This window comes from Streptomyces celluloflavus (genome assembly GCA_000720995.1).
Taxonomy (GTDB): Bacteria; Actinomycetota; Actinomycetes; order Streptomycetales; family Streptomycetaceae; genus Streptomyces; species Streptomyces celluloflavus.
In genome coordinates this window covers 1-12,951 of record JOEL01000041.1, presented here as the reverse complement: position 1 = coordinate 12,951, position 12,951 = coordinate 1, and the positions used below count along the sequence as shown (strand labels likewise).

General features: G+C 67.5%; 12 protein-coding genes and 3 pseudogenes. 8 read left to right on the top strand and 7 right to left on the bottom strand.

The window, feature by feature from the left end:
- Positions 1–6 precede the first annotated feature (6 nt).
- On the bottom strand, positions 7–546 hold the full coding sequence (locus IH09_RS27910; RefSeq protein ID WP_052860271.1) for a hypothetical protein: 540 nt from the start codon (positions 544–546) through the stop codon (positions 7–9).
- A gap of 221 nt (positions 547–767) precedes the next feature.
- Here IH09_RS27910 and IH09_RS27905 point away from each other — a divergent pair, with 221 nt between their 5' ends.
- The 6 genes and pseudogenes from IH09_RS27905 to IH09_RS40270 all read left to right on the top strand — a co-directional run.
- Positions 768–1,574: a PTS sugar transporter subunit IIA gene (locus IH09_RS27905; protein WP_052860270.1), complete on the top strand. Its 807-nt coding sequence runs from the start codon at positions 768–770 to the stop codon at positions 1,572–1,574.
- A 147-nt stretch (positions 1,575–1,721) separates the two neighbouring features.
- Positions 1,722–3,299 carry a PTS ascorbate transporter subunit IIC gene (locus IH09_RS27900; protein ID WP_052860269.1) on the top strand — a complete coding sequence of 526 codons (1,578 nt, stop codon included), beginning with the start codon at positions 1,722–1,724 and terminating at the stop codon, positions 3,297–3,299.
- Between the two features lie 223 nt (positions 3,300–3,522).
- Positions 3,523–3,978: a MarR family winged helix-turn-helix transcriptional regulator gene (locus IH09_RS27895; RefSeq protein ID WP_052860268.1), complete on the top strand. Its 456-nt coding sequence runs from the start codon at positions 3,523–3,525 to the stop codon at positions 3,976–3,978.
- A complete protein-coding gene (locus IH09_RS27890; RefSeq protein WP_094792115.1) occupies positions 3,975–4,910 on the top strand; it encodes an ABC transporter ATP-binding protein in 936 nt (311 codons plus the stop codon). The genes IH09_RS27895 and IH09_RS27890 overlap by 4 nt, the downstream gene beginning before the upstream one ends.
- Positions 4,870–5,730 carry an ABC transporter permease gene (locus tag IH09_RS27885; protein ID WP_052860267.1) on the top strand — a complete coding sequence of 287 codons (861 nt, stop codon included), beginning with the start codon at positions 4,870–4,872 and terminating at the stop codon, positions 5,728–5,730. Before IH09_RS27890 ends, IH09_RS27885 begins: the two co-directional genes overlap by 41 nt.
- Before the next feature lie 219 nt (positions 5,731–5,949).
- A pseudogene (locus tag IH09_RS40270) lies at positions 5,950–6,105 on the top strand (transcriptional regulator); the annotation flags it as partial.
- A gap of 54 nt (positions 6,106–6,159) precedes the next feature.
- Here the strand turns inward: IH09_RS40270 and IH09_RS27880 are convergent.
- Entirely contained in the window at positions 6,160–6,549 is a 390-nt protein-coding gene (locus IH09_RS27880; RefSeq protein ID WP_052860266.1) for a hypothetical protein, read from the bottom strand.
- Positions 6,550–7,208: 659 nt separating this feature from the next.
- Positions 7,209–8,456: a helix-turn-helix domain-containing protein gene (locus tag IH09_RS27870; RefSeq protein WP_052860264.1), complete on the bottom strand. Its 1,248-nt coding sequence runs from the start codon at positions 8,454–8,456 to the stop codon at positions 7,209–7,211.
- Positions 8,457–8,812: 356 nt separating this feature from the next.
- Between IH09_RS27870 and IH09_RS40905 the strand changes: the two are divergent.
- Positions 8,813–9,026, top strand: a pseudogene (locus tag IH09_RS40905) (site-specific integrase); the annotation flags it as partial.
- Between the two features lie 164 nt (positions 9,027–9,190).
- On the opposite strand, the gene IH09_RS27860 reads toward IH09_RS40905, so the two are convergent.
- From IH09_RS27860 to IH09_RS39365, 3 genes and pseudogenes are all read right to left on the bottom strand, one after another.
- Positions 9,191–9,595, bottom strand: coding sequence for a hypothetical protein (locus tag IH09_RS27860; protein WP_052860262.1), 405 nt, complete (start codon positions 9,593–9,595; stop codon positions 9,191–9,193).
- A gap of 167 nt (positions 9,596–9,762) precedes the next feature.
- Positions 9,763–10,134: pseudogene (locus IH09_RS40900) on the bottom strand (hypothetical protein); the annotation flags it as partial.
- A 342-nt stretch (positions 10,135–10,476) separates the two neighbouring features.
- Complete coding sequence (locus IH09_RS39365) at positions 10,477–10,806, bottom strand: hypothetical protein (protein ID WP_190233434.1); 330 nt, start codon at positions 10,804–10,806, stop codon at positions 10,477–10,479.
- 502 nt (positions 10,807–11,308) lie between these two features.
- On the opposite strand from IH09_RS39365, the gene IH09_RS40895 reads away from it, so the two are divergent.
- Positions 11,309–12,372, top strand: a protein-coding gene (locus tag IH09_RS40895; protein ID WP_446750516.1) for an IS630 family transposase whose coding sequence is annotated in 2 segments (ribosomal slippage) — positions 11,309–11,756 and positions 11,756–12,372 — 1,065 coding nt in all. Because the reading frame shifts where the segments join, the coding sequence is not laid out codon by codon here.
- Positions 12,373–12,423: 51 nt separating this feature from the next.
- On the opposite strand, the gene IH09_RS27850 is transcribed toward IH09_RS40895, so the two are convergent.
- Complete coding sequence (locus IH09_RS27850) at positions 12,424–12,843, bottom strand: NUDIX domain-containing protein (protein ID WP_052860260.1); 420 nt, start codon at positions 12,841–12,843, stop codon at positions 12,424–12,426.
- Between the last annotated feature and the right edge of the window lie 108 nt (positions 12,844–12,951).

The following is a 12,951-nucleotide window of genomic DNA, read 5'->3' as shown; positions in this document are numbered from 1 at the left end:
CGTGACTCAGCCGCCGTGGCCCTGGTGGGCGTCGCGGGCCGCGTCCACGAAGTTCTCCAGGGCCTTCCAGAACGGGTGGTAGGCGTCGTCGAAGTCCGTCCGGCCGTCCGCCTCGCCGGACAGTTCGGCCTGGAGGGCCGAGAAGAACGGGCCGGTCTTCTTCTGCAGGGTGAGCGCCGTGGCGGCGGCCGGGGGCGGGCCCTCCAGTTCGACGACGCGGGCGCAGCGACGGATCTTCGCGTACTCGGCGATCTCCCGGTCGTGCAGTCCGGTGAGCGCTTCGGTGCGCGCGGCGGAGGCGGGCAGTCGCAGCGCGCCGGAGATCTCCCAGTACAACTCGCCCATCGTGTGGGCCTGTTCGATCAGATCGAGGTAGGCCGTACGGCGGCTCTCCCGCAGCCGCTCCGCCCGCTGCGCGCGGGCGCCGGTCTCCGCCTGGATCCGGGCGGCCTGTGCGCTGCCGCGGCCGGTGACCCAACTGGCGAGCACCGCGGTGCCACCGGTGAGCGCCGCGATCGCCAGAGTCCACACCGTGCTGTCGCCCATGCGGCGGCACGATACCGAGCGTGCGGCCGCGGGGCACCGCCGGACCGACCGGACCGACCAGACCTGCGGACCTGTGGCCGCCCGGTGAACTGGCCGTCGCCCTCTGCCTCGTGGCCGGTTTTCCACTCTCCATATGTCATGGAATAAATGGATTGGTCCCATTCATCCCCTCCGCTGTGCACCTGTACATCGATCACCCGAATGTATGTAGAGTTCCTGTCATGGCAGCACTCAGTGAGCTTCTTCCTGTGGAGGCCGTACGCCTGGACGTCCCGGCGGCGGACTGGCGCGAGGCGATCCGGGAGGTGGGCGGACTGCTGGTGGCGACGGGTGTCACCACCGACACGTATACCGCGGAGATGATCCGGAACGTCGAGGAGAACGGGCCGTACATCGTCATCGCGCCCGGCTTCGCGTTCGCCCACGCCCGCCCTTCGCCCGCGGTACTCAAGACCGGACTGTCCTGGGTCCGGCTGGCGCAACCGGTGGAATTCGGCCATGAGGCGAACGACCCGGTGACGCTGGTGGTGGGGCTCGCCGCGCAGGACTCGGCCGCGCACACGGCCGCGATGGCCTCCCTGGCGAAGCTGCTCGGCGACCCCGATACGGCGCGCGCGTTGCAGGAGGCCCCCGATCCGGCGGCGCTGCACGCGGTGCTCGCCGGACAGGGCACGGCAAGCAGCGCGGGGCAGGGCGAAGGCCAGGCCGAGCCGGCCCGGCCGCAGGTGCGCCGCGGACCCGCCGTGCACAAGATCCTTACCGTGTGCGGCAACGGCGTGGGCACCAGCCTGTTCCTCAAGAACACGCTGGAGCAGGTGCTGGACCGCTGGGGCTGGTCCCGCTACGTCACGGTGGAGGCCACCGACACCATCTCCGCCAAGGGCAAGGCGTCCGAGGCCGTCGTGATCCTCACCTCCCGCGAGATCGCCAGGACCCTGGGTGATGTCGGCGTCCCGGTGCGGGTCATCGAGGACTTCACCAGCGGCTCCGAGGTCGATCGCGCACTCCGGGAAACGTACGACGTCTGAGACGCACGGGTACGACGTCTGCGGCTCGTGCGCGCCCCGGGGACCACGCGTGGTCGGGGACATGGACGACCTCTGTGGTACCGGCGCCGCCCGCGGCACCGGCGACCGCTGTGGCACCAATGAAATTCTGAGACGGAAGGGCAGCTCATGAGCTGGCTCGTATCCATCGCCAAGTTTCTCGTCAACGAGATCCTCAGCCAACCGGCGTATCTGATCGGGCTGATCACGGCGGCGGGACTGATCGCGCTGAAGAAGAGCGCCGGGCAGATCGTCGGCGGCGCGATCAAGGCGACGCTCGGCTTCCTGCTGATCGGCGCGGGCGCGGGGCTGGTCGTCAATGCTCTGGCGCCGCTGGGCGGCATGATCCAGGGCGCGACCGGCGCACACGGCGTGATCCCGACGAACGAGGCGATCGCCGGCATCGCCCAGGAGCAGTTCGGCGCCCGGGTCGCCTGGCTGATGATCCTGGGCTTCGGTGTCAGCCTGCTGCTGGCCCGCTTCACACCGTTGCGCTATGTGTTCCTGACCGGCCATCACATGCTGTTCATGGCAACGATGCTGACCATGGTGCTGGCGATATCCGGCCAGTCCTCGGTGATCGTGGTGGTCGTCGGAGGCGTGCTGCTCGGCATCCTGCTGGTCTCCCTCCCGGCCTTCGCGCACCCCTGGACGAAGCGGGTCACCGGTAACAACAGCATCGCCATCGGTCACTTCGGCACCGCCGGCTACATCGTGTCGGGCGCCGCGGGACAGCTGGTCGGCAAGCGCAGCCGCAGCACCGAGGACATGAAGCTGCCGGAGGGCCTGCGCTTTCTGCGCGACTCCATGGTCGCCACCGCGCTGTCGATGGTGCTGATCTACGTCATCATGTCGCTCGTCTTCCTGGCCAAGGTCGGCAAGGAGACCGCCTTCAAGGCGTTCGCGGCCGACGGCGGGGCCGCGGCCGCCGATGTCGGCAACTACCTCATGAAGTCCGTCATGCAGGGCCTCCAGTTCGGTATCGCGGTCGCCGTCATCCTCTTCGGCGTCCGCACGATCCTGGGCGAACTGGTCCCGGCCTTCCAGGGCATCGCCGGCAAGCTCGTCCCGGGCGCGGTGCCGTCGCTGGACGCGCCGATCGTCTTCCCGTACGCGCAGAACGCCGTGCTCATCGGCTTCATCTCCAGCTTCATCGGCGGTCTGGTCAGCCTCGGCCTGCTCACCTGGGTCTTCAATCCGGCCTTCGGCCTGGCGCTGGTGCTCCCCGGCCTCGTACCGCACTTCTTCACCGGTGGCGCCGCGGGTGTCTACGGCAACGCGACGGGCGGCCGGCGCGGTGCGGTCGTCGGCTCCTTCCTCAACGGTGTGCTGATCACGTTCCTGCCCGCCCTGCTGCTGAAGGTGCTCGGCGCGTTCGGCGAGGAGAACACCACGTTCGGTGACGCGGACTTCGGCTGGTTCGGCACGCTGATCGGCAACGCCGCCAAGGTGAACGGCGGTGGCGGTGTCATGGTGATGCTGGCGATCGGCGCCGTCATCCTCGGCGGCGCGATCCTGGTCCAGAAGCGCGTCGTGGACACCGGCTGGGACCCGGGCGCCCGCCGCGACGCCTTCCTGCCGCGGGAGACGCCCCTGGCGGCGGCTGCCGATGCGGCCACCGACGGCGGTACGGGCACGGCCCGGACCTACCCGAAGCTCGCCCCTCCGCAGGGAGCGCCGGCCCCGCCGGCCCCCGTCCGCGACTGAGGCGAACCGCACCACACGACGCCTTCCCCCTCTCCCTTCCCTCTGTCCCCCCACCCGGTCAGGTGGGGGAGCAGGGGGAAGACGTCGTTATATGCCCTGCCGGCGCGCGGAACGCGAGGCGGGTACGAGGTTGGTACGCCCTGGGCGGTACCTCTCCGTGAGCCGCCCGGTACCGCACGGTACGAGCCCGCCGGTATCTCTCACTCAGAGCTAAAATTGGGGTATGGCCTCGGACGAGTTCCCCGACTCGCTCGCCGATGTGCTGGCGGGCGTCCAACGGCTGATCCGGCGGCGGCTGCGCAGCTCGATGGCCGACCCGCGGCTGCGCGGCGCGCAGATCGAACTCCTCCGGCTGGTCGTCACCCGGCCCGGAATCCGGGTCTCGGCCGCGGCCAAGGAGCTCTATCTGGCGGGCAACTCCGTCTCCACGCTCGTCAACCAGCTCACCCGGGTCGGCTACCTGCGCCGCGAGACGGCCCCGGACGACCGCCGCTCGGGCCTGCTGTTCCCCACCCCCGAGGCCCGCGCACGGCTGCGCGACTGGGACGCCCGCCGCAGCGCACTGATCCATGAGCAGGTGGCGCGGCTGGCCGAGGCCGACCGGGCGGCGCTGGCCGCGGCCCTCCCGGCGCTGCGCAGGCTCGGCCGGCAGCTGCACGAGGAAGCGGAGGGAACATGACCGACGACATACCCGACGCCGTACGCGACGCCGCACCCGGCGACGTGACCGGTACCGCGGCCCGTGACCTGCCCCGCGATACGGCCCCCGCGGAACCCGACGCCGTCACCTGCCGCGCGCTGGCGTACGCGTTCGGTGACACCAAGGCCGTCGACGGCCTGGATCTGTCGGTCCACGCCGGCGAGGTCTTCGGCCTGCTCGGCCCGAACGGTGCGGGCAAGACCACCGCGATCCGCTGCATCACCACCCTGCTGCCCGTTCCGGCGGGCATGGTGCGGGTGTTCGGCTGCGACCCGGCCAGGGAGCGGATGGCGGTGCGCCGCCTGCTGGGCTACGTACCGCAGCAACTGTCCGCCGACGCCGCGCTGACCGGCCGGGAGAACGTCTCCCTGTTCGCCCGCGTCTTCGACGTCTCCCGCCGCGAACGCGCCGCCCGGGTCGCCCAGGCGCTGGCGGCCGTCGGTCTCGCCGACGCGGCCGGCCGGCTCGCCAAAACGTACTCCGGCGGCATGATCCGCCGCCTCGAACTGGCCCAGGCGCTGGTCAGCGCCCCCCGGCTGCTGATCCTCGACGAGCCGACGATCGGCCTCGACCCGATCGCCCGCACCACCGTGTGGCAGCACATCAACGCCGTACGGGCCGCCACCGGCATGACCGTCCTGGTGACCACGCACTCCATGGACGAGGCCGATCAGTACTGCGACCGGGTCGCGCTGATGCACCGCGGCCGGATCCACGCGCTCGGTACGCCCGACGAACTACGGGCCGAGCTGCGCGAGCGCCGCCGCGCCTCGGGGGAAGCCGGCAGGGGGGAAGCGGAGCCGACGCTGGAGGACGTCTTCCGGGATGTCGCCGGCCGCGGCCTCGACGAGCAATCTGGAGGCTTCCGCGATGTCCGAAGCACCCGCCGCACCGCGTCCCGCGTCGGCTGACACCACGAACCCCGTCCGGCTCGACCTGCTCCTGGTCCCGCCGCGCCCGCGCACCGGCTGGCGGGTACTGCCCGCCCGGGTCGTCGCGATGTGCGTGGTCGAGATCCAGAAGCTGGCCCACGACCGCACCGAGCTGTACACCCGCGCCGTCCAGCCCGCCCTCTGGCTGCTGATCTTCGGCGAGACGTTCACCCGGATCAAGGCGATCCCGACCGGCGGCATCCCGTACATCGACTATCTGGCGCCCGGCATCATCGCCCAGTCCGCGATGTTCATCGCGATCTTCTACGGCATCATGATCATCTGGGAGCGAGACGCCGGCATCCTCACCAAACTGCTGGTCACCCCGACCCCGCGCGCCGCCCTGATCTCCGGCAAGTCGTTCGCCGCCGGGGTGAAGGCGCTGATCCAGGCCGTCGTGGTGATCGTCATCGCCGCGCTCCTCAGCGTGGGCATGACCTGGAACCCGCTACGGCTGCTCGGCGTGGCCGTCGCGGTCGTCCTGGGCTCGGCCTTCTTCTCCTGCCTGTCGATGTCGATCGCCGGCATCGTGCTGACCCGCGACCGCCTGATGGGCATCGGCCAGGCCATCACCATGCCGCTCTTCTTCGGCTCCAACGCCCTCTACCCGGTGGCCGTCATGCCCGGCTGGGTCCAGGCCGTCAGCAAGGCCAACCCGCTGAGCTACCAGGTCGACGCCCTCCGCGGCCTGCTCCTGGGCACCCCCTCCCACCTCGCCCTGGACTACGCGGTCCTGGCCGTCGCCGCCGTCCTGGGCATCACGGCGGCCTCGTCTTTGCTGGGGCGGCTGGCGCGTTGAAGGGGGGCGGCCGCCGTCGCTTCGCGCCCGTGGGGTGCCACGACAGCGGCCGTGGTCGTGGTCGTGGCCTGGTCGGGCGAGGGGGTGTCCTCCCGCCGCGAACTCCGTGCGCTCGGTCAGCGTACGGACACACACGGTGGGCATCGCGCGCATCTCTCCCTCACCCCGGGCCAGTTGAGCGGGGGAAGATCCCGCGCAGGTACCCGGAGGTGTCCGCGTATGGCGACCGGCGATGTCGGTGTGACGGCAGGCGACTCGGAACGGGAGCCGGACCCGTCGGGCAGTCTGCGGACGTTCGGAGCCGTCGTTCAGGCGCTGCGCGAGCACGCGGGGCTCAGCCGGGAGGAGTTCGGCGCCCTGGTCCGTTTCTCGAAACGTCATTCCAATGGCCGCTCCCGTAAACCGGCCCGCAGATATCAGGGGAGTTCGCTACTTCTTCGAGACCATGGAAATTCCGCCCATTGCAAGGGAAACCAATCGGGCCAGCACCTTCCGGACATCCAAGTCCCGATCAATCCGCTCCAGCGATTCGAACCTCGCCGGATCGAGATCGATCGTGGTGACTCCGCCAGCATCTCCGCCATCCACGGTCGAGAACAGGACAAGGCATCGATAGGCCCGCACGCCTCCATCTCTCTCTTCACGCATCAGCGACTTCAGGACGACGTTTCCGTTCTTGACCTGGCTACGGAGGGCATCGACCGAAGTCCACCGAGTCGCCCAACCTCGCTCCTCCGCCTCCAGTTGGATTTCGAGCAGCGTACTGAAACTGACCTGACACACACGGAAGTCGGAGTCAGTCGCACGAATCACAGACATCAGAACGTCAGTCCTCACCCAAGACGTCGATACGGATTGGCGTGTCCCGCCGTGAAGGCCGGCAGAGTAAGAGGTTCGGGGACGGTGGTCACGTGGTACTCGCGGAATCGGTAGCGCCCCGTGCACAGTCGTGGACCGGTGCATCGATGTCCGCGGAGTCAGGCACCCTCGTGCGCCTCTTCCTCTTCAGGATCCGGGAGGCGCTGCCCGCGCGAGTCGGCTACTCGGAGCGCGTCCGTCAGGGCCTCGGTCAACCGGCATGCCAGCCAACGGTATTCGATGGCCGCCAATGTTGGCCCTTGGGGAGCCGTGGCTTCTCGGGCGTACTCCAGCAGCTCCTGGCCCATGCTGAGCTGTACCGTCTCGATGCTGTCGGCGAGGGTGGAGAGGTAGCCCCGGCCGTCGGTGCTCAGGTAGCAGGGCTTCCCCTCCGGGCTGGTCCATGGCAGTAAGCGGGGGCCTCCCCCACCCGACGCGACGTCGTACAGGTCTCTGCGCCGCATACGGTCGGCATCGCTCCTGGGTTGGTTCACTGGGCACCCCGGCCTGGGTCACTGATGGTGGACACACCGACCGTAGGTACTGACCAATCGTCACCCCAGGCGAGGGTCATGGCAGTTCGCGACGCTTGGTTCGCGAGCTGCCACGGTGCGTGGCAGCTACCCGATAACGCCCAGGTAGTCGGCCATTTCGCGCATCTCCGTCGTGAGGGTGCGCTTGCGCTTGCCCAGGATCTCCTGCATGGTCTCGGCTGCACCGTTCTGATGCCGCAGCCACTGCGGGGCGGCTTCCCTGGCACGGGTCAACTCGTCCATGGCGGCGGACAGGTCGCCGGTCCGGGTGTGGGCGCGCGCCACTTCGAGGGTGAAGCGGTTCCCGTCGTTGGGGCTGGGCCTGCCCAGGCGCTTCCATGCCTTGGGCGACAACTCCTCCTGCTCGCCTGCCTTGCGCACCGCCGCGCGGGCGTCGCCGATGATCATGGAGTCTTCGAGTGCCTTGACCGCGACGGTGACTGGTCCGAAGACGGACCAGTGCCGGGAAAGGTTGCGATGCGCCGTCCCGATAGCGGTACCCGCGACCCGGGCTGCCTGACGGTACTCCTTCGCCTCGTCGGGACGGTTGTTCCTCGCGGCTGCGGCGGCGGCCTCCATCGCCAGGCCGCCCCACACCGCGTAGTGGTCCGGCTCGGCCCCGGTGATCTTCGGCTCCACCACGTCCATGCTCTGGGCGGCGACCTGTTCCGCCTCGTCCAACCGTCCCTGCCTCACCAGCAGCCAGCACAGGCAGCCGACACCTGAGCCCGCCGCAAGCATGTCTCCGGCCTGGCGGGCATCCATGATGGCGCCGTGCACAGCGGCGTACGCGATGTCGTACTGCCGTACCTGGGTGAGGTAGCTGCCGGCCAGACGCAGCGCCTCGGCGCGGGCCAGCAGGGCCTGCCGGTGCTCGTCTCCGCTGTCGTAGTAGGTGACGGCTTGTGCGGCATCACGCAGCAGGCCCGGCAGTTGGGCCGCGACGCTCTTGTAGCTGTCGGAGAAGTACAGCACCCGTGCGTCTTGCACCGTCCGCCGAAAGGTGCGCAGGTTCGGTTCCTCGCCCACGACTTCGGCGTCCTGGTCCACGAGCCCGACGGCTGGGGTGAGGGCGGCGCGGAGCTGGATCAGATTGACCCGGTTCGGCTCCTCGGTCCTCCCGACGGGCTCCGGGGCGTCGGGCGCCATCAAGGCGGCCGTGGTCACCCCAAGCGCTCGGGCGAGCATGTGCAGGGTCTCCATGCGGAGAGTGCCGCCCTGCTCGGCCTTGCGTACCGTGCCCGGCGATACGCCTGCGGCGTGGGCCAGTTCCTCCTGGCTCATGCCCGCGCGACGCCGGTACTTGCGGACGTTGTCGGCCAGCTCCGTAATCATCAACTCACCACCTCCCACTCCACGGTACGCCCGGCGGCACGTCAGCCGGGGCGATCCGGCAGACCCCTCCCACAGGGGTGCCCCACCACGTGGCGGGCCGGAACTCCGGCGGGATCGGGGCTTGAACGGGAGGGGTCCCTCGTGGGTCGGACAGCTACGCCGTGCCAGGGTTCCCCGGGGGCCGCCAAGGCTCACACCGTGAGGCGTGCGCTCTATTTTGGTGGCCCTCGGGGGCTCCTGGTAAGCCTCCGGCGACCGGACGGCGAGGGCCCCCTCCCGCGGCCTCGACCTCACACCGCGACGAAGCCGCACCCTGGCCAAACCGCCGGACTGGCCATCAAGGAGACCACTGCGGCCTCCGCCGCATCCCAGCGACGCTGCTCCTGAAGCAAGCCGTCGAACTTGTCGCCATAAAGGAGCCCCTCGGCCACGCCCACATCGGCGTCACCGCCGCCGTCTACGCCCATGTGCGACTCCGCCTCCAGCGCCAGGTCATCGACACTCTCGACACCGCCATCGGCCCGACCGACGCCCTCCGACGACCCACCCACCACAGCCGTCGCCCGCTGACGTTGCCGTCACCGTTGCCGTCAAACGGCGGCAGGGGCCCCACCGGAGATCACTCCGGTGGGGCCCCTTTCCCCGCCTTCTTTCCCTAGGAATTACACCGCCCAGGAATCAGAAAAGCCGAAACGTGAACCCTGGGCGCATCGAACCATGCACCCCGATGCAATCTATCCGCACGAAGAAGTGGCGCTCGCCGGGATCTTGTACGTGACCGAAAGAATCTTATCGAAGATCACGAGCAGAGCATCAGGCATATACGTGAATCCCGCACCCTCAGCCTCACCTAGTGCAATGACTAGGCTCGACTCATCAGAGAACCCGAAGTTGTAGGCCCAAGGAATCTCAGGGCATCCCTCATTAGGAATATGCCAGGCGATACCGATACTTGCGATCGGCATACCCAAGAACCCCTCCCAATCGGCGTGGTCACTCACGTCGATGGGCTCCCCGGGCAGACTGGTGCCCGCCTCTCCAGGACTCCTGAATTCAACCGCCATGCCTTCGTCGATGCCATCCATCGCCCAGGACAGAACCAGCGCGGCCCCGCTGTCCATGACCAGCTCAACGGCCATGTCGACTTCGTGGGCGTGATCTTCCCTGTGACCTTGGGGCCAGATTTCACCCCGCGGCACTACGTAGCGGACCGTTCTCACGGTCTCTCCTACGAGAGCGTCCTGAAGGTCAATAAGACCGGCGCCACCATGTGCCCGAGCAGCCCACGGCTGAATTTCCAACACGCCTAATACCGCCCAAAGTACTGGAACTGACCATTAGTGTCGAAGGTCGCCCCGATCTCGCGCCCACCAGCCGGATCCGGCATGATGTACCACGTCCCGCCGGCGAAGTTGCCAGAATTTACCGGAGACGTAGCAGTTCTCGGGTTGGTCAGAATGCCATCCAACAGATCCTGACCAGCCGATTTCAACTGCTTCCCTGGAACCACGGGCAGATCCCCACGATTCATATGCTTCTGATATCGGCGTCCCGCATGAGTCGTATTCCCCTTAGCCGGAAGCATCCCACTCTGCGAAAGAGCATCCAGGTCGGGACCACACGGAGTGGAATTGTGCACGAGGACCGGCGTGGCCCCCGCCAGCACATAGTACGCGTGCTCGCCAGGCGGGCTTCACCTGCATTTTCGCTGGTCAGCGAATTCCGGCCGGTCCGTGGGCGTACGCGGAAGTGCCGTGCTGTGCACTTGCGTTGCCGTCAGACGGCTGCGCGCGTGAGGGCGGTGGAGTGGGCTTTGGCCGGTGTCCCGGGGAGGTGGGTAAAGCCCACGGAGCCGACCGGCCCCACCTCCGGGCCTTCGTCCCGGTCAACCACCCGCCGTCGCCTCGCCCCTCGGCCTGGCGTTCGCCGTGTTGGCGCGTCCGGCTTCCTTCGCGCTTCCGGCGGGGCGCCTCAGTGTTCCTCGGGCCCTGGATAGGTTACGGACTATCACTCCCCGCCCTTATGCCTCATCTCCGTCGGCCGAGAGTAATGCACTCTCAATTGCATCACGAAGATACGACCGCGCGTTTCCTGCATCAGCCTTCCCAAGCAGGATCGAGAGGAATTCAGAATCCGGGTAGCCATTCACCCCTTCATCTTTCATGGCCCTCACTTGCGACCAAATAGCGATCATCATCTCGTTGCAGGCTCGGGCTTGCCGTAGTCCGTCCGAACTCTCCTCGGAGAAAATAAAGCGTGCCGAGATCCCCAGCCGATGCCCCAAGAGCAGCAGGAATGCCTCTTTGGACTCCGATTCCAGGATCGCAAGGACTTGCTCTCGAATGTTCATTGATCCATGCCCCGGAAATCCTCGTCCGTCATCCGCCGACCGCCACCATAGGACTCACGGGGCAATGAATCGACATCGTATCCACGTGACCGCAGAACCGCGACCCTGGTGTTTCCATTCATGATCGTTCCGTCCGGCTTGACGATCAGTGGTTCATGCGCTCCCGGCCGAAAGGAGAAGGCGATGTCGTCTGTATCTTGCTTGTGCCAGAAGTCCAATGAACTCTTATCCAGCGAACTGTCTGGGTGTAGTGACTTCAGCGGGGGATCACACGGACCTGAATTGTGAACGAGGACTGGCGTCTGCCCCGCCAGCACATAGTGCGTGTGCTACGAGCCACGGCTCTACCTGCTTCCTCGCAGCTCAGCGCGTGTTTTGCTTTCCGCTGGTGTCCATTGATGTGCGGGGAAATCCGTGGGTGTTGCCGTGGCTACTGAACTTGATTGAGTGATGTCGGGCCGTTCGCCTGACATCGGCTGAGTCGGGTCGGTAGCTGTGGGGTGTGAGATATGCGCAAGGCGGCGGTTTGACCGATGCCAAGAGGGCTGCAAGAGAGCGGATCCGGCTGGAAGCGGTCGGTCGCTTCGAGAGCGGCGCGAAGAACCGGGAGATCGCGGCCGCGTTGCGGGTGAGTGAGCGGTCGGTGGAGCGCTGGCGCCGTCAGTGGCGTGAGCGGGGTGAAGAGGGTGTCCGGTCGAAGGGATCGCCAGGGCGTCCGAGGCTTTCGGTAGACCAAATTGCCAAATTGGAGCGGGAGTTGGAGCGTGGCCCGCTCGCCCATGGCTGGGCTGACCAGCGGTGGACGCTGGCCCGGGTGAAGACTCTGATCGGACGGTTGTTCCACGTCGGCTACACGGTGGAGGGGACATGGCGGCTGCTGAAGCGCCATGGCTGGTCGTGGCAGCAGCCGGCCCGCCGGGCGATCGAACGTGATGACGGAGCTGTGGAGTTGTGGAAGAAGGAGGTGCGGCCGCAGGTAAAAGTACGGCGGCGGCCCGCGGGGCCTGGATCGTCTGTGAGGACGAGGCCGGCCAGTCGCTGAGGCCGCCACGCGCGAGGTCCTGGGGCCGCATCGGCCGGACGCCGGTCGTCCGTGTCCGGGGACGGGGTTCCGGACGGGTTTCGATGGCGGGAATGGTCTGCTTCCGACGCGGAGACCGGTCGAGGCTGATCTACAGCTTTCGGGTCCACCGGGGCCGAAAGGGCGAACCCACGGGATTCACCTGGCAGGACTACCGCGACCTCATCGTGCGGGCGCACAACCAGCTCAAAGGCCCCATCGTCCTGGTCTGGGACAACCTGCGCACCCATCTCATGCCGCAGATGAAGGACTTCATCGCTGCGAACGAGGACTGGCTGACCGTCTTCCATTTCCCGTCCTACGCACCCGACCTCAACCCGCAGGAGGGCATCTGGTCCCTGGTGAAACGGGCCATCGGCAACCTCGCCGCCGCGAACCTCGACCAGCTCGCCGTCGCCGTGAAGCGCAGCCTCAAGAAGACCCAGTACCGACCGCATCTCATCGACGGCTGCCTCATAGGCACCGGTCTGACCTTGACCGACTGACACGATCAGGCCGACATCACACATTCAAATTCAGTACTGCCGTCAGGCGGTTCAGCCCAGGTAGGGGCTTTCGCGGTGTTCCAGGAAGTGCTGAAGCCGGAGCCGTTGGGTGTGGTGCATCGGCAGCTGCTCGATCTCTTCCGGCGGTACATACCGGAGTTCGGTGGACTCGTCGGAGATCTCCAGCCGGCCGCCGGTGATGCGGGCGGTGAAGCAAACGTTGAACTGGCGGCGGACTTCGCCGTCGGTGTAGGCGATGACGTGCTTCGGGTCGGTGTAAGTGCCAACCAGGCCGGTGATCTCTACGTCCAGGCCGGTCTCTTCCTTGACCTCGCGGACGGCCGTGCCTGGCAGGGAGTCGGTGAGGTCCATGCCTCCGCCAGGCAGCGCCCACAGGTCGTTGTCACGGCGACGCTGGAGGAGGATGCGCCCGTGATCGTCGGTGACGACGGCGGATGCGGCGACGACCATGTTGTTCGGCTTAGTACTGCAACGACACTCCGTGACTCGATGCGGTCGTCGTCGTTGCTTGCTTCGTGGTGGATGAGATAGCTGATGGTTGGTCAGATCTGTTCGGTG

What these genes read in the sequence shown, in the direction of transcription:
- IH09_RS27860 (WP_052860262.1), bottom strand. Translation starts at nt 9,595, where the DNA reads ATGGCCGTTGAGCTGGTCATGGACAGCGGGGCCGCGCTGGTTCTGTCC.
- IH09_RS27880 (WP_052860266.1), bottom strand. Translation starts at nt 6,549, where the DNA reads ATGTCTGTGATTCGTGCGACTGACTCCGACTTCCGTGTGTGTCAGGTC.
- IH09_RS27900 (WP_052860269.1), top strand. Translation starts at nt 1,722, where the DNA reads ATGAGCTGGCTCGTATCCATCGCCAAGTTTCTCGTCAACGAGATCCTC.
- IH09_RS27905 (WP_052860270.1), top strand. Translation starts at nt 768, where the DNA reads ATGGCAGCACTCAGTGAGCTTCTTCCTGTGGAGGCCGTACGCCTGGAC.
- IH09_RS39365 (WP_190233434.1), bottom strand. Translation starts at nt 10,806, where the DNA reads ATGAACATTCGAGAGCAAGTCCTTGCGATCCTGGAATCGGAGTCCAAA.
- IH09_RS27885 (WP_052860267.1), top strand. Translation starts at nt 4,870, where the DNA reads ATGTCCGAAGCACCCGCCGCACCGCGTCCCGCGTCGGCTGACACCACG.
- IH09_RS27890 (WP_094792115.1), top strand. Translation starts at nt 3,975, where the DNA reads ATGACCGACGACATACCCGACGCCGTACGCGACGCCGCACCCGGCGAC.
- IH09_RS27870 (WP_052860264.1), bottom strand. Translation starts at nt 8,456, where the DNA reads ATGATTACGGAGCTGGCCGACAACGTCCGCAAGTACCGGCGTCGCGCG.
- IH09_RS27850 (WP_052860260.1), bottom strand. Translation starts at nt 12,843, where the DNA reads ATGGTCGTCGCCGCATCCGCCGTCGTCACCGACGATCACGGGCGCATC.
- IH09_RS27910 (WP_052860271.1), bottom strand. Translation starts at nt 546, where the DNA reads ATGGGCGACAGCACGGTGTGGACTCTGGCGATCGCGGCGCTCACCGGT.
- IH09_RS27895 (WP_052860268.1), top strand. Translation starts at nt 3,523, where the DNA reads ATGGCCTCGGACGAGTTCCCCGACTCGCTCGCCGATGTGCTGGCGGGC.